The following is a 17,019-nucleotide window of genomic DNA, read 5'->3' on the forward strand; positions in this document are numbered from 1 at the left end:
TGGCCACGCCAGTCCTCCCCCGCCTTGTAGACCCTGAAGCATCTCGCACGCAAGGATTCTTTGACTAGAACGATATCAAAAATAGAAATATATATTTCACAAAGTAAAGCATATACTTCATTCATGTGGTCCGCCCTCATCATGACTCTGCCTACACAGCCCAACGCCGTACGGCTGCGTGTGTGGCGCAATCTCAAGGCACTGGGCTGCGCCGCCCTGCGCGACGGCGCCTACCTGCTGCCGCAAGAACACGCAGGCCTGCTGGCCCCGATTGCAGCCGAGGTGCGGGAGCATGGCGGCACGGCCATGGTGCTGACCCTGACGGCCAACGACACCACACAGCGCCAGGAAATCGAAGCGCTGTTCGACCGCACCGAGGCTTTCACACAGTGGCGGGACACAGCCACCACCTTTCAGTCCGAGCTGCCGCAGCTCACCGAAACCGACGCCCGCCGCCGCCTGCGCAGCATTGCCGACGCGCTACAGGCGCTGCACCGCACCGACTACTACCCCGGAGCCGCCGCCGCACAGGCCGACGCCGACCTGACCAGCCTGCGCCAGGCACTGGACGCCTGCTTCTCACGCGGGGAGCCCGCCGCCCTGCCCGCCCATGGCATCCCGCGCCTGGACGCCGCCCAGTTCCAGAACCAGCGTTGGGCGACCCGCGCCCGGCCCTGGGTGGACCGCCTGGCCAGCGCCTGGCTGATTCGCCGCTTCATCGACCCGGGTGCACAGTGGGTGTGGCTGACCGACCCAGCCTCAGCACCCGCCGATGTGCTGGGCTTTGACTATGACGGTGCCCGGTTCACCCATGTGGGCGCCCTGGTGACCTTCGAGGTGCTGATTGCCAGCTTCGGGCTCGAAACCGACCCCCGCCTTCAGCGCCTGGCCCGCGCCGTGCATTACCTGGACGCGGGAGGCATGCCCGTGCCCGAGGCCGCCGGGCTGGAGGCTGTGCTGGCTGGCCTGCGCGAAGTGCATGCCGACGACGACACCCTCACCCAGGTCGCTGCACAGGTGTTTGACGCCTTGTATGCAGTGCCCCCGCCGTCCCCACCCTCACCATCCACTGTGCCCGGCGCCGCCCCATGACCCCCCACACTTCTTCTGCCGACGCCCCCGTCGCGCTGGAGCGCCCCGCTCCCGCAACCTTTGGTGCGGCCTTCCTGTTCTGGCTCAAGCTGGGCTTCATCAGCTTTGGCGGCCCGGCAGGCCAGATCGCGATCATGCACACCGAGCTGGTGGAGCGCCGCCGCTGGATCAGCGAAAAGCGCTTTCTGCATGCCCTCAACTACTGCATGCTGCTGCCCGGCCCCGAGGCCCAGCAGCTGGCCACCTACATCGGCTGGCTCATGCACCGCACCTGGGGTGGCATCGTGGCCGGGGCCTTGTTTGTGCTGCCTTCGCTGTTCATCCTGATCGGGCTGTCGTGGGTGTACCTGCGTTTTGGCGATGTACCGGTGGTGGCGGGCATCTTCTACGGCATCAAGCCGGCCGTGACGGCGCTGGTGCTGCATGCCGCGCACCGCATCGGCACCCGCGCTCTCAAGAACGGCTGGATGTGGGGCATTGCCGCTGCGTCTTTTGTCGCCATTTTTGCGTTCGACACGCCCTTCCCCGCCATCGTGCTCGCGGCGGGCCTCATCGGCTACTTTGGCGCGCAGCGCTGGCCTGCGGTGTTCGCCCTGGGGGGCGGCCATGCCAATGGGCACCAGGGCTACGGCCCGGCTGTGATCGATGACGACACCCCCACACCCGCCCACGCGCGCTTCTCGCGCAGCCACCTGGCCAAGGTGCTGGCGGCGGGGCTGGCGCTGTGGCTGACAACCATGGGCTTGCTGGTGGCTACGCAGGGCTGGCAAGGCACGCTCACGCAGATGGGCTGGTTTTTCACCAAGGCTGCGTTGCTCACCTTTGGCGGTGCCTATGCCGTGCTGCCCTATGTGTACCAGGGCGCGGTGGAGCACTACCAGTGGCTCAGCGGGCCGCAGATGATCGACGGCCTGGCGCTGGGCGAGACCACCCCGGGCCCGCTGATCATGGTGGTGGCCTTCGTCGGTTTTGTGGGCGGCTGGCTGCAACAGGTGTGGGGCCCCGATGCGCTGTTTGCAGGTGCCGCAGCCGCCGCCACCGTGGTGACTTTCGTCACCTTCCTGCCCTCGTTCATTTTCATCCTGGCGGGTGGCCCGCTGGTGGAAGCCACGCACGGCAAGCTCGGCTTCACCGCGCCGCTGTCGGCCATCACTGCCGCCGTGGTGGGTGTGATCCTGAACCTCGCGCTGTTTTTTGCCTACCACCTGCTCTGGCCCCAGGGCTTTGGCGGGGCGTTTGATGCCGTGTCGGCAGTGATCGCCGTGGGCGCACTGGTGGCGCTGTTCCGCTTCAAGCTGGGGGTGATGCCGCTGCTGGGCCTGTGCGCGGCGGTGGGGCTGGCAGTGACTTTCCTCAAACCCTGGCTGGCCTGAGCGGCCATCCCCTCCTCCCTAAGCCCCGCCATGCAAGCACGTCCTCAAGCCCTTCCTTTTGACCCGGCCACGCTGCCCGGCCTGTCTGAAAAGCTCCTGCGCAGCCACCACCAGAACAACTATGGCGGCGCGGTGGCACGGCTCAACGCCATCCGGGCGCAGCTCTCAGGCCTGGACTTTGCCTCCACGCCCGGCTTTGTCATCAATGGGCTCAAGCGCGAGGAGCTGATCGCCAGCAATTCCATGCTGCTGCATGAGCTGTACTTCGCCAGCCTGGGCGGCGATGGTGCTGCCCCCGCACCCGCCATGCTGCTGGCGCTGGCGGCCAACTTTGGCAGCGTGGAGCGGTGGCGCGAGGAGTTCGTCGCCATGGGCAAGGCATTGGGCGGCGGCTCTGGCTGGGTGTTGCTGGTGTTCCAGCCGCGCGAGGGCACGCTCGTCAACCAGTGGGCCAGCGATCACACCCAGGTCGCGGCGGGAGGTGTACCCATCCTCGCGCTGGACATGTACGAGCATGCCTACCACCTTGACCACGGTGCCGCAGCGGGTGCCTATGTGGATGCGTTCATGGCAAACATCCACTGGGCCGCCATCTATGAGCGCTACCAGCATGCAGTACACGCCGCGAGCGAAGGACTGCAAGCGTCCATCCATGACGCGCAAGCGGCGGCGCAACTGATTGATGTGCGCCGCGCCGGTGTGTACGAGGCGGCCACCACCGCCATCCCCAACGCCCGCTGGCGCGACCCTGCCGCCATCCACACATGGGCCCCGGAGCTGTCTGCCAGCGAAGACGTGGTTGTGTACTGCGTCTATGGGCACGAAGTCGGCCGCTCGACTGCGTTGCGCTTGCGCGCAGCGGGCTTCAAGGCACGCTTTCTGCAAGGGGGCATAGACGGCTGGGCCGCCTCCGGCAACGCGGTGTGTGCCAAGGCAGAGGCGCTGCGGGCGGGGTGAATCGAAGGCGGCGATGAACCGAATCGCCGGTGGGGTTTCAGCGGCGCGCCTCTCCCACCGCCTCTGGGTTGATTTGCTATTATTTCAATAGCCATCAGCGCTTAATGGACGAGCGGTGGAGGCTAAAAATCCCCCAATTATTTACTTGATCAGCCCCAGCACATCCTTGAACGCCGGGTGCTCGCAGCTGCCCAGCCATTCAAACGCCACCATCTCGGTAGTCACCAGCTCGGCGCCTGCGCCGGCCAGGCGGTCGAAGGCGGCGTCGCGGTTGCGTTCGGTGCGCGAGCCGCAGGCGTCGGTCACCACCCACACTTCAAACTCATCGTCGATCAGGTCGAGCGCGGTCTGCAGCAGGCAGACATGGGCTTCACACCCGGCAATGACGATGGTGCCGCGCTCTGCCGCCAGCGGTGCGGGCTTTTGCAGGTGCTTGGGCAGGCTGCGTGCGTTGCCGCCCTGGGGCTTGGCGGGAGGGCGCAGCCATTCGCCCAGGCCTTCTTCGGCGGCGCTGAAGTGCATCTTGGCCAGGGTCTTCTGGCACAGGGCACGCAGCGCGGCGTCGTTGGCGCCCAGTCGCGAGGGGTTTTGCTCGGTGCCCCACACGGGCACATCCATCATGCGGGCGATCTCGGCCAGGCGACGGGCGTTGGCCAGCACGGCGGGGCCTTCGTGGATGGCGGGCATCAGGCGCTCCTGGTAATCGACCAGGACGAGTTGGGATTCGGTGGCGTCAAGCAGCATGGTGGGACCGTTTCTGTGTTCGTTGAATCGCTGGGTGGGCGCAGCGAGGAAGGCAATGGCACATTGTCGCAGCCCGAGCCCGGGGTTTTCAGGTGCGAAGGACGGACTGCAGCGCCGAGGCCAGCGGCCCGGCCATGGCCACTGCGTTGCTCGGGTGCGGAATGCAGTCCGTGCTCCACACCTCCCCGACCCCGGCGTCGTGCAGCACCTGCAGCGCATCGCCTGCAAACAGCGCATGCGTCACAGCCACATCCACCGAGGCGGCACCCGCCTGCAGCAGCAGCCGTGCGGCCAACGCCAGCGTGCGGCCGGTGCTGGCCATGTCGTCCAGCAGCACCACGGCCCTCCCCAGGGCGTCGAGCGCGGGCAGTTCAATGGCCACATGGCGGTCGCCATGGCGCACCTTGGTGCAGACGGCATGGTCAAAGCCGTGGCGCGCGGCAGCCTGGGCAATCCACTGGGCGGATTCGCCGTCGGGCCCCACCAGCAGCGCGTTCGTGCGGCGTTGAGCAATCAGATCGGCCAGCGGCTCGGCACCGCTGAGCACCACCGTCTGCTGCACCGGAATGGCCTGCTCCAACCGGTCGATGCGGTGCAGGTGCGGGTCCACGGTGATGACGGCGTCGAACAGCCCGGCCAGAAACCTACCCACTACCTGCTGGCTCACGGCCTCACCGGGGTGGAAGGCGATGTCCTGCCGCATATAGGCCAGGTACGGCGCCACCAGTGTGAGGTGCTGCACGCCGAGTTGGCGGGCCGTGCGTGCGGCCAACAGCAGCTCCACCAGCTTTTCGTTGGGCTGGTGCAGGCTGCGCAGCAGCACGGCGTGCCGTGGCAGGCGGCCAGTGGTCTCGTTCACCGGCAGGCGCAGCTTGAGTTCGCCATCGGGAAAACGGTGGCGTTCGATGGCCTGGGCAGGCAAACCGGCGGCCTGCGCCAGGCGCAGCGCAGGTGCGGCTTCGTCATCGAAATACAGCACACAGGGGGCTTCGGGCGGTGTCATGGTTAGAACTCCACAAACACGCGTGGCACCTCGTCGGCCGTGCCCAAGCGGTAGCCGCTGTCCCGCTCGCACGCGTGGCGCGCAAACTCGAGGTCGGCCGGGTAGCTGGCGTGCACGCGGTACAACAGGTCGCCCGCCGCCACGGTGTCGCCCAGCTTGTGCATCAGGTCCACCCCGGCGCCCGGCACCTTGGGCGCCCCGGCCAGCCGGGCCACGCGGGCGATCTGGTAGTTGTCGATGCCCGCCACCACGCCGCTGGCGGGTGCGACCACGTCCAGCGTGAGGGCTCCGAGCGCCGGGTGGTTGTGGTCGAACCCCGTGCTGCCCTGGGCGGCGATGATGGCGTTCATGCGCGCCAGCGCCCGGCCCGAGTCGAGGATGTCGCGCGCAATCGCATAGCCGTCACCGCCGCGCACATCAGGGTCGCACTCGATCAGGCGCCCGGCCAGGCGCAGCGCCTTTTGCCGCAGATCGTCGGGCGCGCGCGGGTCGTTTTGCAGCACGCGCATCACATCGCGCGCCTCCAGCACCGGGCCCACGCCGTTGCCCACGGGCTGGCGGCCGTCGGTGATGACTACGTCCAGCGACAGGCCCATGCGCCGCGCCACATATTCAAACAGGCGGCGCAGGCGCTGCGCGTCGGGCATGGACCGCACCTTGGCCGTGGGGCCGATGGGAATGTCGAGCACCAGGTGCGTGGCACCGGCCGCCACCTTCTTGGAAAGAATGGACGCGACCATCTGCCCGGCCGAGTCGATGGACAAAGGCCGCTCCACCGAGATCAGCACATCATCCGCAGGCGACAGGTGGGCCGTGCCGCCCCAGGCCAGGCAGCCCCGGTGTTCGCGCACGATGTCGGCCAGTTGCGCAAGCGGCAGCTCCACCTTGGCCAGCACCTCCATGGTGTCGGCCGTACCGGCGGGCGATGTGATGGCACGCGAAGATGTCTTGGGGCACAACATGCCGTGCGCCGCGACAATGGGTACGACCAGCATGGTGGTTCGGTTGCCGGGGATGCCGCCGATGCAGTGCTTGTCCACCACCAGCGGTTCATGCCAGTCCAGCCGCCTGCCGCTGGCGACCATGGCGTCCGTCAAAAAGAAAACTTCTTCCCGGTCCAGCTCGCTGCGGTGGCAGGCCACCACAAAGGCGGTGAGTTCGATCTTGGAATACCGATGGTCGGCAATGTCGCGCACGATGGCGCCAAAGTCCTCGCGGGTGAGGCGCTCGCTGGCGATCTTGCGGAACAGCGCGCCCATGGACTCGGGCGGTTCGGCCTGGGCGACCGACACGGTGTGGCCGTTGTCCACACCCAGCTGGGCAAACGCGTCTTCCGACAGGCCCAGCTCCTGGCAGCCCACGATGGCAGGGTCGTCCACCACGTTCACCGTGGCCAGGATGCGGCGGCCATTGGCGCGCACCTCGATCTTGGACAGGGCCTGGAAGCCCTCGGCCCGATACACGGCGCAGTCGCGGTGCAGGTAGGCCACGTTCTCGCGCCAAGTGTCGATGGCCACGCGGCGCAGGGCCAGCTGGGACCGGGGTGGCGCGTCGGCCGGGGCAGACACAGGAGCAGAAGCAGGGGCGGGAGAGGATGGCTCGGCATGCATGGCGCCAGCCTAAACCCAAAGCGCTGGCAGACACCTAGTGAACACCCCGCGCCAGCGCGTTGGTAGGGCGAAAACTGCGGGCGGCATGACCTGGGTCAAGCCGCCCCGCTACCGCCGTCAGTCGGGCTGCAGGCGCAGCAGCCGCCCCTGGGGGCTGTCGGTCACCATATAAAGAAGGCCGTCCGGGCCCTGGCGAACATCGCGGATGCGCTCGCCGTTGCCTTGCAGCAGTTTTTCTTCGCGCTGCACCTTGCCGCCCGCCACCTCCAGCCGGTGCAGGGTGCCAAATTTGAGCGACCCCACAAACAGGCTGCCCTGCCAGGCCGCGCCATAGCGCGCGCTGGTCAAAAACGCCATGCCCGAAGGCGCGATGGAAGGCGTCCAGTGGTGCAGCGGCGGCTCCATGCCCGCCTTGGCCGTGCCTTCACCGATCTTGCCGCCGCCGTAGTTCTCGCCCAAGGTGACCACGGGCCAACCATAGTTGCGGCCGGGCTGGGGCAGGTTGATCTCGTCGCCGCCTTGGGGGCCGTGTTCGTGCATCCAGAGTTTGCCGTCCGGCCCCAGCGTGGCGCCCTGGGGGTTGCGGTGGCCGTAGCTCCAGATCTCGGGCAAGGCGCCGGGCTGGCTTGCAAAGGGGTTGCCAGGGGGCACCGCACCGTCGGGAGTGATGCGGATGACCTTGCCGTGGTGGTTGTCCAGCTTTTGCGCATCGTCCTTGCGGTGGTAGCGCTCGCCCAGGGCCACCAACAGGTTGCCGTCCGGGGCCTGCACGATGCGGCAGCCAAAATGCAGCGCACTTTCAACCTTGGGGCGCTGGCTAAAGACCACGCGCACGTCCTGCAGGCTGCGCGCATCGGCTGCCAGGGTGGCGCGTGCCACGGCCGTGCTGTTGCCCGCTCCGCCGGCTCCGGGTTCTGAAAAGCAGAAGTAGATGCGCCGGCTGCGCGCAAAGCCGGCATCCGTCACCACATCCAGCAGGCCGCCCTGCCCGCCTGCTGCCACCGGGGGCACCCCGGCCAGGGCCGAGCCCACCTGGCCGGTGGCGCTCACCACCCGCATGCGCCCCGGGCGTTCGGTGACCAGAAACTGCCCGTCCGGCAAAAAGGCCAGCGCCCAGGGGTTGGCCAGCCCGGTGGCCACCGGGACCAGCGAGACGGCTGGCCCGGTGTTTTGGGCGCTGCTGCTGGCCGCACAGCCCAAAGCTATAAAAAACATAGCTGCCTTGGCTTTCCTGGTGCGCCGAAAGGCCGATTTTTTCATGAAGTCCATCGCAAAAATCCTCCGTCCCCAGGAAAGGCAGCCAAGGGCGCGCAGCCACCAGCTCTGCGCGGCAAAACGGCCCGCCAGCGCGCCGCGCTGCAGCCTCCGCGCGAGGCCATCGCCATTTAGTTGAATCAAATCAATGGCTTGCAAAACAGCTTATTTTTAATAAGCAACCATACCGTGTTACCCTTCGCCCCCATGTCCAGATGGTTTTGCCTCCTCCTCCTGGTCTGCGCCACCACCGCGCAGGCAGCCCCCCAGACGGCCAATTCTGACGATATGGACCGTTTGCTTGCCGACAAAGGCCTGCTCACACGGCTGGAAAACGTGAGCCACCAGATGGCCGACAAGGCCCACTCGGTGGCCGGTCAGGCCTCCGAACTGGTGGTCAACGCCATGGGTTTCCTGGGCGTGCCCTACAAACGGGGCGGCAACAGCGCCGAAACCGGCTTTGATTGCAGCGGTTTTGTGCGCGCCATGTACGAGCAGACGGTGGGCCTGCTGCTGCCCCGCCGCGCTGACCAGCAGGCGGCTGCCACCCAGGTCATCGACAAAAAAGAACTGCAACCCGGCGATCTGGTGTTCTTCAACACCATGCGCCGCAATTTCAGCCATGTGGGCATCTACGTGGGTGACAACAAGTTCATCCACTCCCCCCGCAGCGGCTCGGAGATCCGGGTCGAGGACATGGGCGTGGCCTATTGGAAGCGCCGCTTCAACGGCGCACGCCGCGTGACCTCGACCGAGGGTGCCACCAGCAGCGCCCAGGCAGCGCAGCCGCAGTAAGTCGCCGCTGCGCCATCGCCTGCGGGCAGTGGGAGCAAATCAGGGCTTGATTTCGTACACCGTCTCGGTGCTGCGGATCGGCCCACCCACCACATTCACCGGCCCGGCAGACGGGTCCTTCAGTAGCGCCTTGGCGGCCGCCATGTCGGCCTGGTAACGCGCGCGGGCCTGGGACTCGCAAGCCTTGCGCTCTGCAGCGGCCATGGCCCGGCATTCCTCGAGGCTGACCTTGAGCCCGCCACCTGCTTCGCGGATGGCCGACTGGTAACGCTGCTGGGGTGTGGTGTCCGGCACGGCGCCCCGGGCCAGCGAGGCCTCATCGCCTTTCGATTGCGCCAGCGCCCCGGTAGGCAGGGCCAGCAGGCCCCCCAAGGCGCAGGCAGCCGCCGCCAGGGCGGCACCAGAGCGGGTCCAACGTGGATAGGTCATGGGAGTTTCCTTTCTTGGTGGATCGGGACAGGCCGGGGGCGGCGGGCAGCCTGTGAAGGCCACGCCACCGGGCCCTGCGGCACGGAAAACCCCACTGTAGTTCTGCGGCCGGACCCTGCCCCGCCAGCAGGTGCCGCGCTACCATGTCAGACACCACCCACATACCGCCGCCATGCACCACCCTTCTGCGCCACCCGGGGCCCATGCCCCGCACGACAAGGACTACCTGCGGCGCCTGCTGGCAGAGCGCAACCAGACGCCCGCCAACGCCGCTGGCATTGACGCCGCCATCGAACAGGCCTTTGTGCGCAACGTGGCCATCTTGGTGCTGGACATGTGTGGCTTCTCGCGCATCACGCAAAGCCACGGCATCATCCATTTCCTGGCCATGATTCACCAGATGGAGCAGGCGGCCCGCCCCGCCATCCGGGGCAATGGCGGCGAAATCATCAAACAGGAGGCCGACAACCTGTTTGCGGTGTTCAACACCCCCGATCAGGCGCTGGAGGCCGCACTGGACACCTTGCGCGCCCTGCAGGCCATGAACACCGTGCTGCCGCCCGAACGCATCCTGAACGTGAGCGCGGGCATTGGCTTCGGCCCCACGCTGGTCATCGCCCAGCAAGACCTGTTCGGCCCCGAGATGAACTGCGCCTGCAAGCTCGGCGAGGACATCGCCGGTGCCAACGACATCCTGCTGACCGAAGCCGCCCACGCAGGCTTGCCACCGGGCCGCTACATCTGCGACAGCACCAGCTACCAGATTTCGGGCATGGACCTGCACGCGCACCGCTTCGGGCACTGCCTGTTCGAGCGCCCCTTGAACTCACCGCCGCCGGGCGCCACCTCCCCCCGGTGACGCACACAGGGGGTGTTGTCCGACAGCAGGGGCTCCCGCCCCTTCGGTACAGTTCCCCGGTTCGCTTTCATCACATCCATCCGCAAGCTCCAACAAGCTCGCACAAGTTCACAAAGGGGAAAACATGCTGTCAATTCTGGGAACGCTGCTGGTCGGTCTGGTCGTGGGTTTCATTGCCCGCGCCATCAAGCCCGGGGATGACAAATTGGGCTGGATCATGACCGCGCTGCTGGGCGTGGCGGGTTCCTTCCTCGCCAGCTATGTGGGCATGGCGATGGGCTGGTATGCCCAGGGCGACTCGGCCGGCTGGATCGCCTCGGTGCTGGGCGCCGTAGTCCTGCTCGTGGTGTACGGCCTGGTCAAGGGCAAGTCGTCCTAAACCGCCAAACTGGACTGCCCCATGCCCAGCTCATCGCAGATGGCCGCCGGTGACCCGGACCTGGCCGCCGCCGTGCGGCGCGCCCGCAAGCTGCTGCACCGGCGCGCCCTGGTCGCCGCCGCCGCCAGCATGGTGCCCGTGCCGGGCCTCGACTGGGCCGTGGATGCGGCCCTGCTGTCCCGACTCATTCCGCAAATCAGCGCCGAATTTGGCCTGACCGCCGGGCAGATCGACCAGCTCGACCCCAGCAAACGTGAACAGGTGCAAAAGGCCGTAGGCCTGGTCGGTTCGGTGCTGATCGGCAAGCTGATCACGCGTGAACTGGTGCTGCGCGCCGCGCAAACAGTGGGCCTGCGCCTGACCACCAAGCAGGTGGCCAAGTACGTGCCCCTGGCGGGCCAGGCCGTGGCCGCCACCTTGGGCTACGCCACGCTGCGCTACCTGGGCGAACAGCACCTGCGTGACTGTGTGCAGGTGGTGCAGGAGGCCCGGCTGCAACTGCCCGCTCCTGCCTCTATCTCTACTGCCCGCAAGTAGCCCAGGTCAGGGTTACTCTGCCACGCAGACAAAGCTGCTGGCGTCCTCCACATTGCCCGCGCCCTTGTACTTGGCAAACTGGGGATAGGGGCACAGCGGCCGGGTGCGATTGGGCATGAAGGTGTTGGCAGGCAGTGCCTTGGCGGCGATGGTGTCGGGCGCCACGCCCTTCTCTACCCAGTCCACCATGGCCTGGATCGAATCAAAGTTGTCGGTGGCCGGGCCGCCCGAGCAGTGGTTCATGCCGGGCACGAGGAAGGTGCGCGCAAAGCTCTGCGTGGCCGCCATGCCACCGTTGTTGGCCGCCAGGCGTTCGTAGTAATCCATGGTGTCCAGGGCCGAGAAGATCGGGTCGGACATGCCGTGGATGAACAACATCTTGCCGCCGCGCTGCTTGAAGGCCGTGAGCTTGTCATCCCGGTAGGTGTCATAGATGGCCGAGTAGGCCTCCATGCGCGCCGGGTCGGTGTCGAAGTTGAAGGCAAGCGGGTTGAAACTGAGGTCTGGCGGCGTGAAAAACTCGTTCACCAGCGCATCCACCATCAGCGTGATGTAGCGCGCATCCGGCGTGGCGGTGGTGGAGCTGCCCAGCGTCCAGGTGCGCCAGCCGGGGGCGGCCAGGCCTGGGTCCCAAGGTTGCCCGGCATACAAGGCTTTGCCGGCAGAGTTGCGCGGGCCCGAAAACACGCTCTTGAGCGCGCCCACCTGCGCGCTGCTCAGGCAGCTGGCGCCCTTGGCACCATTGCACTGCAGCACCGCCGGGTCAAACTTGCAGGCCTTCACGTTGTTCACCAGGCCGTCTGCCACACCATCGGCCGCGTCGCACGACGCCTTGACCGCATCGGCCACCAGGTTCAGGTCGGCGTTGCTGAACGCCTGCGACAGGATGCGCTTGCCCGATGCGTCCTGCGGGGCGATGGCATCGAACTGGATGGTGTTCCACATCGCAGCCACCGTGGCGCCGCTGGACACCCGCATGGCGGGCGCGCCGGCCGTGATGGCGTCAAAGTAGTCTGGGAAACGCTGCGAAAACATCATGCCCTGGCGCCCGCCGCCCGAGCAGCCCGAGAAGTACGAATGGTCCGGCTTGCGGCCATAGCGCGTGGCAATCAGCGACTTGGCGGCCACGGCCGTCTTGTCATAGGAGTTGTAGGCATGGTCAATGCGCGCCTGCGGGTCGGCGCCGAAGCTGGCCGTGGTGCCGGTATGCCCGGCGTCGGTGGACACCACCGCAAACCCCTGCCCCAGCGGCGACGGCGTGCCGCCCGAAATGCTGGAGCTGAGCGAGGTGTCGCGCAGGATGCCGTCGTTGCCGCCGCCACCGATGAACAGGAAACGCCCGTTCCAGTTGTCCGGCAGGCTCAGCTGAAAGCCGATGGCGTAGTTCTTGCCATCCACGCCCACACGGGGGTTGATGGCGCCCGTGACCACGCAGTGGCCCGACAGAAAGGCGCCGGTGGCCGCGCCGCCCGGACGCTTGGTGTCTGCCGCCACATAGGTGGTGGTGAGCGTGGTGGCCGCCAGCCCGGCCTTAGTCGATAGCTCGGCGCAGGCCGCAGCGGGCGTGAGCTGCTGGGCCGACGCATCACCGTTGCCGCCACCGCAGGCGGCCATCAGCAGGGGCATGGTGAGTGCGGCGGGCAACAGCTTGCGGCGCAATCCCGCAGCCGGGGGGCTGGCAGGCTGCAGGGTGTGGAAAAAGGACATGGTGTGTGCCTCCGGTCGTGTTGTGGCTGGAATGAAAGTGGAGCGCGTGCCCGGCCCCAGGCATGGCTGCGCCCCGGCCCGTGCCGCCTGCAAATGGCAGGTGCGCGGGTCTGGATGCGAGGGAAATGTGTTGAGGAAGCCGGGCGCTCAGTCGGCCTTGAAGCCGGTGGCGGCCACGGCCTTGCCCCAGGTCACCGTGTCGGCGGCGATGGTGCGGGCAAAGTCCTGCGAGCTGGTGCCTGTCACGCGGAAGCCGGCCTCTTCCATCTTGGCCTTGCCCTCGGGCGACTGCACGGCCTTGACGATGTCGGCGCTCAGCTTGGCGACGATCTCCGGTGGCGTCTTGGCCGGGGCCACGATGCCGAACCACGAAGAGAACTCCAGATTGGCGTAGCCCTGCTCCTTGATGGTGGGCACATCCGGCAGCGCGTTGGTGCGCGTGGCGCCGGTGGAGCCCAAAGCAATCAGCTTGCCCGCCTTCACGTTAGGTGCGGCCAGGCCCACGCTGGCAAACACACCCTGCACGTCGCCGCTGAACAGGCCACCCAACGCGTCCGCCGTGTTCTTGTAGTGCACCGGCTCTGGCTTGAGCTTGACCGCATCGCCAAACATGAAGGCGCCAAAGTGCCCCGGCGTGCCCGCGCCAAACGTGGCCAGGAACAGGCCTTTTTGCTGCTTGGTCCAGTCCACAAACTCCTTCACGTTGCGTGATGGCACCTTTTGGGGATTGACCAGCAGCACAAAGTCGGAGGTGACGACCTGGCTCACCGGCACGAAGTCCTTGGCCGGGTCGTAGGGCAGCTTGTTGTAGCTGCTGGGGGCAATGCTGAGCTGGCCGGTCTCGCCCAGCATCAGCGTGTAGCCATCGGGTGCGGCGCGTGCGGCCTCGCTCGCTGCAATGAGGCCGCCCGCGCCGGGCTTGTTGTCCACGATCACACCCGCGTTGCCCCAGCCTTCCGAGAGTTTTTGGGCCAGCAGGCGCGCCACGATGTCCGGCCCCGTGCCCGCCGGGAAGCCCACGATGATGCGCACGGGCTTGTTGGGGTAGGCCGCAGCCCCTTGTGCCTGGGCCCCCGCCCAAGGCATGAGCCCGGCGAGGATGGATGCAGCCACCAGGGCGCGGCGCAGGGGTTGGGTGGTGTTTTTCATGGTGTCTCCAGGTCTTGTACGTTGGGAAAGGTCAAAAAAATCAGAAACGGGGCAACAAGGGCGGGCCATTACCGCAGTTCAAAAAAGCGCATGGCCACGGCGTCGGGGTAGCGTGCGCCCGTGCCCACAAACATGCGCTCGGCTATCCAGGACAGCGCGGGCGACGCCGTCTCGAAACTCGGGCTGCAGCGGAAGTAGACCTGCGCCGGGTCCACCAGCTCGCCGCGTACCAGGCGGGCAATCAGCTCGGCCGGGCCCGAGCGCACGGCACGGTTTTGCACATAGATCAGGTCGCCCCCATCGGTCTCCAGCACATAGCGCGCGTCCAGCTCCGACAGCCGGTCGTTCACGATGAGCTGGAAGTCCGCGCCACCGGGCAGCACCCGCGCGCTCCAGCCATCGCCGGTGGCGGTGCCACCCAGGATGGGGATCAGCCTGCGCAGGCCGTGCACGGTGTGGCCTACCTCCTGAGGGGTGCCGACCTCCACGCGGAGGTCGGCAAAGAATTTGAACTGCGGATTGGGCAAAGGCATGGGTTCAGACATGGACCTAGCGTAAGTCCCGTTGCTGGTGCGGCCTGTCATCCCAGAAGATGACGGGATAACCCCAGTGCCCTGCCCCGGCCTGGGCCGTTTTTTCAGCGCACACTCCACGCTTTGGCCCACCGTCACACCCCCAATTTCTGACCAGTTTCATGCGGCAGTGGCTTCCCCCCTCCTTGCAGGCGGCACCTGGCCGCCAGGTGCTGAACAGTACGGCCAGCCAGACGCTGGCCAGCATGGTCCACCGCCTGGGTGGCCAGGGTTTTGCGCCCGGCCTGCTGGAGGACCTGGAGCCCGTGCTGCCCGCCGCGTCCTGGTCGGTGTACCGCACCGGCCACCGCTGCAAGCCCACGCTGTTCATGTCCGCCAGCCGGGGCGTGCCTGACACCACGCAGGACTGCTGGTGGGCCTACCTCTCGGGCCCCTACCGCAGCGACCGCACCTGGGGCCGCTCTTTCGACGAAGTGCCGCTGGCCGCCCCCGAGACGCGGCTGTGCCACGTGACTGCGACCGAGGTGGAGGGCGAACACCGCGCCCGGGTGTACGAAGCCCATGGCGTGGCCGAGCGCGTGTCGGTCGTCGAATATGAAAGCGATGGCTCGGTATTTGCCGTCAACTTCTACCGCCACCAGCACCAGCGCGCCTTCAGCGACCGTCAGATCAGCGCCTTCGAATCCGTGGCACCCGTGCTACTCGCGCTCACGCGCAAGCACATCGACCTGTCGCACCCCCAGGCCCCCGCAGCAGCGCCTTGGCACGAGGCCACCGGGGCGGACTTGGCGCAGGCATTGGCGCTGCCCGTCGACGCAGCCCTGGCACCCCTGGCCGCCGACGGCCTGCCCGTGCTGCGCATGCGCCTGGTGCGCCTGCAGGCCGAGCTGACCGACCGCGAACTGGACGTGTGCGCCCGCCTGCTGCAGGGCATGACGCACGAGGGCATCGCCACTGACCTGGGACTGAGCGTGCCCACCGTCAAGACCTACCGCAACCGGGCCTTTGCGCGCCTGGGCATCCACTTCCGCAACGAGCTGTTTGCGCGGGTGCTGGGCGGCTGACGCTGCTCTGCAGCCCTTTCACTCAGATCAAACGCCTGGAACCCAGGGCGGCGGCCGTCGCCGGATGGTCTGCGCCTTCACGATGGCCGTGTTGGTCTGCGCCTTGTCGGCAATGCGGTCCAGCACCCCGTCCAGCTGCTCGATGGACCGCACAAACACCCGGGCCACAAAACAGTCGTCGCCCGTGACCTTGTCGCATTCGCAGAACTCGGGGGTGTCGCGGATCAGCTGCTCCACCGCCGCCAGCTGGCCCGGCAGCGGCCGGATGCGCACGATGGCCTGCAGCTGGTAGCCCAGCGCGCGTGGCTCGATGTCTACCGTGAAGGCACGCACCACCCCGCGTTCTTCGAGCCGCCGCAGGCGCTCGGACACGCTGGGCGACGACAGACCCACCCGCTCGCCCAGCTCCTTGAGCGAAGTACGGGCGTCCTGGTGCAGCTGGGTCAGGATGGCTTGGTCGATGGCGTCCATGGTGCAGAGGTGAAATTGAAGAAATGCCTCAGATTATCAGGAGAGGATAAAAAATCACCTAATACAAGGCATTCACTGCACGGCTTCTGTTTCCTATAGTTCTGCCATCACCACACAGGGCAACAGGCACACAGGTATGGACAAGAAAACACAGGGCACGCTGGAGATGAGCGCCGCCATGGCCATCTCAGGGACCATCGGCTGGTTTGTTGTGCAGTCGGGCCTGCCCGCGCTGGAGGTGGTGTTCTGGCGCTGCGCTTTTGGCGCCGTGGCCCTGGGCCTGGTGTGCTGGGCCATGGGGCTGCTGCGCGGCATGACCTGGCGCATCGCCCGCTGGGCCGCGCTGGGCGGCGTGGCCATCGTCACCAACTGGCTGCTGCTGTTCGGCGCCTACTCCCATGCCTCCATCTCCGTCGCCACAGCGGTCTACAACACGCAGCCGTTCATGCTGGTGGTCTTTGGCGCCCTGCTGTTTGGCGAGCGCGTCACGCTGGCCAAACTCGGCTGGCTGGCCATGGCCTTTGTGGGCATGCTGCTCATCGTGCAGGCCAAGCCCGGTGCGGGCCTGCCGGGCGGCGACTACGCCCTGGGCATTGCCATGGCGCTGGGTGCGGCGTTCTTCTGGGCCGTGGCCTCGGTCATTGCCAAGCGGCTCACGGGCACACCGCCGCACCTGATTGCGCTGGTGCAGGTGGCTGTGGGCGTGCTCATGCTCGCGCCTTTTGCCCGGCTGGGCACCCCGCCGCAGGGCGCCAGCACCTGGCTGCTGCTGGTCACCCTGGGCGTGGTGCACACGGGCCTCATGTACATCCTGCTGTACGGCGCGGTACAAAAGCTGCCCACCTACCTGCAGGGGGCGCTGTCGTTCATCTACCCGGTGGTGGCGATCGGCGTGGACTTCGTGGCGTTCGGCCACCGGCTGCAGCCCGCGCAGTGGCTGGGCGCAGCGGCCATCTTGCTGGCCGCCGCCGCAATGAACCTCCAGGCCACCCGGGGCCGCCCCGCCGTGCAGCCCGCCCCTACTGGGATTGGCAACACCAGGCCCCGGTAGCCCAGCGGTGGC

Annotated in this window: 18 protein-coding genes; 9 read left to right on the forward strand and 9 right to left on the reverse strand. The window is 67.1% G+C overall.

The window, feature by feature from the left end:
• Positions 1-141: 141 nt before the first annotated feature.
• From CBY09_RS02610 to CBY09_RS02620, 3 genes are read left to right on the forward strand one after another with little or no spacing between them, the layout of a single operon-like run.
• The gene (locus CBY09_RS02610) at positions 142-1,092 is read left to right on the forward strand and encodes a chromate resistance protein ChrB domain-containing protein (protein WP_240515556.1); all 951 of its coding nucleotides are present in this window, start codon (positions 142-144) and stop codon (positions 1,090-1,092) included.
• Complete coding sequence (chrA, locus tag CBY09_RS02615) at positions 1,089-2,465, forward strand: chromate efflux transporter (RefSeq protein WP_094286128.1); 1,377 nt, start codon at positions 1,089-1,091, stop codon at positions 2,463-2,465. The genes CBY09_RS02610 and chrA overlap by 4 nt, the downstream gene beginning before the upstream one ends.
• A gap of 30 nt (positions 2,466-2,495) precedes the next feature.
• Positions 2,496-3,422 carry a Fe-Mn family superoxide dismutase gene (locus CBY09_RS02620; protein ID WP_094286130.1) on the forward strand — a complete coding sequence of 309 codons (927 nt, stop codon included), beginning with the start codon at positions 2,496-2,498 and terminating at the stop codon, positions 3,420-3,422.
• Positions 3,423-3,563: 141 nt separating this feature from the next.
• On the opposite strand, the gene CBY09_RS02625 is transcribed toward CBY09_RS02620, so the two are convergent.
• The 4 genes from CBY09_RS02625 to CBY09_RS02640 form a co-directional block, all read right to left on the reverse strand.
• Complete coding sequence (locus tag CBY09_RS02625; protein ID WP_094286132.1) at positions 3,564-4,166, reverse strand: isochorismatase family protein; 603 nt, start codon at positions 4,164-4,166, stop codon at positions 3,564-3,566.
• 88 nt (positions 4,167-4,254) lie between these two features.
• Entirely contained in the window at positions 4,255-5,169 is a 915-nt protein-coding gene (locus CBY09_RS02630) for a ribose-phosphate diphosphokinase (protein ID WP_094286134.1), read from the reverse strand.
• A 2-nt stretch (positions 5,170-5,171) separates the two neighbouring features.
• The gene (locus CBY09_RS02635) at positions 5,172-6,779 is read right to left on the reverse strand and encodes a thymidine phosphorylase family protein (protein ID WP_420807435.1); all 1,608 of its coding nucleotides are present in this window, start codon (positions 6,777-6,779) and stop codon (positions 5,172-5,174) included.
• A gap of 117 nt (positions 6,780-6,896) precedes the next feature.
• Positions 6,897-8,048: a PQQ-dependent sugar dehydrogenase gene (locus CBY09_RS02640; RefSeq protein WP_205734081.1), complete on the reverse strand. Its 1,152-nt coding sequence runs from the start codon at positions 8,046-8,048 to the stop codon at positions 6,897-6,899.
• A 192-nt stretch (positions 8,049-8,240) separates the two neighbouring features.
• On the opposite strand from CBY09_RS02640, the gene CBY09_RS02645 reads away from it, so the two are divergent.
• Positions 8,241-8,828: a C40 family peptidase gene (locus tag CBY09_RS02645; RefSeq protein ID WP_094286136.1), complete on the forward strand. Its 588-nt coding sequence runs from the start codon at positions 8,241-8,243 to the stop codon at positions 8,826-8,828.
• 39 nt (positions 8,829-8,867) lie between these two features.
• Here CBY09_RS02645 and CBY09_RS02650 read toward each other — a convergent pair whose 3' ends face one another.
• Positions 8,868-9,257 carry a hypothetical protein gene (locus tag CBY09_RS02650; RefSeq protein ID WP_094286138.1) on the reverse strand — a complete coding sequence of 130 codons (390 nt, stop codon included), beginning with the start codon at positions 9,255-9,257 and terminating at the stop codon, positions 8,868-8,870.
• A 172-nt stretch (positions 9,258-9,429) separates the two neighbouring features.
• On the opposite strand from CBY09_RS02650, the gene CBY09_RS02655 reads away from it, so the two are divergent.
• The 3 genes from CBY09_RS02655 (at position 9,430) to CBY09_RS02665 (ending at position 11,032) form a co-directional block, all read left to right on the forward strand.
• Complete coding sequence (locus tag CBY09_RS02655; protein WP_094286140.1) at positions 9,430-10,116, forward strand: adenylate/guanylate cyclase domain-containing protein; 687 nt, start codon at positions 9,430-9,432, stop codon at positions 10,114-10,116.
• A gap of 124 nt (positions 10,117-10,240) precedes the next feature.
• Positions 10,241-10,495: a GlsB/YeaQ/YmgE family stress response membrane protein gene (locus tag CBY09_RS02660; RefSeq protein WP_063460216.1), complete on the forward strand. Its 255-nt coding sequence runs from the start codon at positions 10,241-10,243 to the stop codon at positions 10,493-10,495.
• 21 nt (positions 10,496-10,516) lie between these two features.
• Positions 10,517-11,032, forward strand: coding sequence for a hypothetical protein (locus tag CBY09_RS02665; RefSeq protein ID WP_094286142.1), 516 nt, complete (start codon positions 10,517-10,519; stop codon positions 11,030-11,032).
• Positions 11,033-11,044: 12 nt separating this feature from the next.
• Here CBY09_RS02665 and CBY09_RS02670 read toward each other — a convergent pair whose 3' ends face one another.
• From CBY09_RS02670 to CBY09_RS02680, 3 genes are all read right to left on the reverse strand, one after another.
• Positions 11,045-12,739: a tannase/feruloyl esterase family alpha/beta hydrolase gene (locus CBY09_RS02670; RefSeq protein WP_094286156.1), complete on the reverse strand. Its 1,695-nt coding sequence runs from the start codon at positions 12,737-12,739 to the stop codon at positions 11,045-11,047.
• Between the two features lie 147 nt (positions 12,740-12,886).
• A complete protein-coding gene (locus CBY09_RS02675; protein ID WP_094286158.1) occupies positions 12,887-13,888 on the reverse strand; it encodes a Bug family tripartite tricarboxylate transporter substrate binding protein in 1,002 nt (333 codons plus the stop codon).
• 68 nt (positions 13,889-13,956) lie between these two features.
• Positions 13,957-14,433 (reverse strand): DUF3237 domain-containing protein, encoded by a 477-nt coding sequence (locus tag CBY09_RS02680; RefSeq protein WP_094286160.1) that lies wholly within the window; start codon positions 14,431-14,433, stop codon positions 13,957-13,959.
• A 149-nt stretch (positions 14,434-14,582) separates the two neighbouring features.
• Between CBY09_RS02680 and CBY09_RS02685 the strand changes: the two genes are divergently transcribed.
• Positions 14,583-15,485: a helix-turn-helix transcriptional regulator gene (locus CBY09_RS02685; protein ID WP_205734082.1), complete on the forward strand. Its 903-nt coding sequence runs from the start codon at positions 14,583-14,585 to the stop codon at positions 15,483-15,485.
• A gap of 27 nt (positions 15,486-15,512) precedes the next feature.
• On the opposite strand, the gene CBY09_RS02690 is transcribed toward CBY09_RS02685, so the two are convergent.
• On the reverse strand, positions 15,513-15,956 hold the full coding sequence (locus tag CBY09_RS02690; RefSeq protein WP_063460211.1) for an Lrp/AsnC family transcriptional regulator: 444 nt from the start codon (positions 15,954-15,956) through the stop codon (positions 15,513-15,515).
• A 136-nt stretch (positions 15,957-16,092) separates the two neighbouring features.
• Here CBY09_RS02690 and CBY09_RS02695 point away from each other — a divergent pair, with 136 nt between their 5' ends.
• Positions 16,093-17,007, forward strand: coding sequence for a DMT family transporter (locus CBY09_RS02695; RefSeq protein ID WP_094286162.1), 915 nt, complete (start codon positions 16,093-16,095; stop codon positions 17,005-17,007).
• Positions 17,008-17,019: the final 12 nt, after the last annotated feature.

Origin of the sequence: Acidovorax kalamii, from assembly GCF_002245625.1 — a bacterium.
GTDB lineage: Bacteria > Pseudomonadota > Gammaproteobacteria > Burkholderiales > Burkholderiaceae_C > Acidovorax > Acidovorax kalamii.

Bases quoted from the DNA above. Each gene is read 5' to 3' on its own strand.
- CBY09_RS02610 (WP_240515556.1), top strand. From the start codon at position 142: ATGACTCTGCCTACACAGCCCAACGCCGTACGGCTGCGTGTGTGGCGC.
- chrA (WP_094286128.1), top strand. From the start codon at position 1,089: ATGACCCCCCACACTTCTTCTGCCGACGCCCCCGTCGCGCTGGAGCGC.
- CBY09_RS02620 (WP_094286130.1), top strand. From the start codon at position 2,496: ATGCAAGCACGTCCTCAAGCCCTTCCTTTTGACCCGGCCACGCTGCCC.
- CBY09_RS02625 (WP_094286132.1), bottom strand. From the start codon at position 4,166: ATGCTGCTTGACGCCACCGAATCCCAACTCGTCCTGGTCGATTACCAG.
- CBY09_RS02630 (WP_094286134.1), bottom strand. From the start codon at position 5,169: ATGACACCGCCCGAAGCCCCCTGTGTGCTGTATTTCGATGACGAAGCC.
- CBY09_RS02635 (WP_420807435.1), bottom strand. From the start codon at position 6,779: ATGCATGCCGAGCCATCCTCTCCCGCCCCTGCTTCTGCTCCTGTGTCT.
- CBY09_RS02640 (WP_205734081.1), bottom strand. From the start codon at position 8,048: ATGGACTTCATGAAAAAATCGGCCTTTCGGCGCACCAGGAAAGCCAAG.
- CBY09_RS02645 (WP_094286136.1), top strand. From the start codon at position 8,241: ATGTCCAGATGGTTTTGCCTCCTCCTCCTGGTCTGCGCCACCACCGCG.
- CBY09_RS02650 (WP_094286138.1), bottom strand. From the start codon at position 9,257: ATGACCTATCCACGTTGGACCCGCTCTGGTGCCGCCCTGGCGGCGGCT.
- CBY09_RS02655 (WP_094286140.1), top strand. From the start codon at position 9,430: ATGCACCACCCTTCTGCGCCACCCGGGGCCCATGCCCCGCACGACAAG.
- CBY09_RS02660 (WP_063460216.1), top strand. From the start codon at position 10,241: ATGCTGTCAATTCTGGGAACGCTGCTGGTCGGTCTGGTCGTGGGTTTC.
- CBY09_RS02665 (WP_094286142.1), top strand. From the start codon at position 10,517: ATGCCCAGCTCATCGCAGATGGCCGCCGGTGACCCGGACCTGGCCGCC.
- CBY09_RS02670 (WP_094286156.1), bottom strand. From the start codon at position 12,739: ATGTCCTTTTTCCACACCCTGCAGCCTGCCAGCCCCCCGGCTGCGGGA.
- CBY09_RS02675 (WP_094286158.1), bottom strand. From the start codon at position 13,888: ATGAAAAACACCACCCAACCCCTGCGCCGCGCCCTGGTGGCTGCATCC.
- CBY09_RS02680 (WP_094286160.1), bottom strand. From the start codon at position 14,433: ATGTCTGAACCCATGCCTTTGCCCAATCCGCAGTTCAAATTCTTTGCC.
- CBY09_RS02685 (WP_205734082.1), top strand. From the start codon at position 14,583: ATGCGGCAGTGGCTTCCCCCCTCCTTGCAGGCGGCACCTGGCCGCCAG.
- CBY09_RS02690 (WP_063460211.1), bottom strand. From the start codon at position 15,956: ATGGACGCCATCGACCAAGCCATCCTGACCCAGCTGCACCAGGACGCC.
- CBY09_RS02695 (WP_094286162.1), top strand. From the start codon at position 16,093: ATGGACAAGAAAACACAGGGCACGCTGGAGATGAGCGCCGCCATGGCC.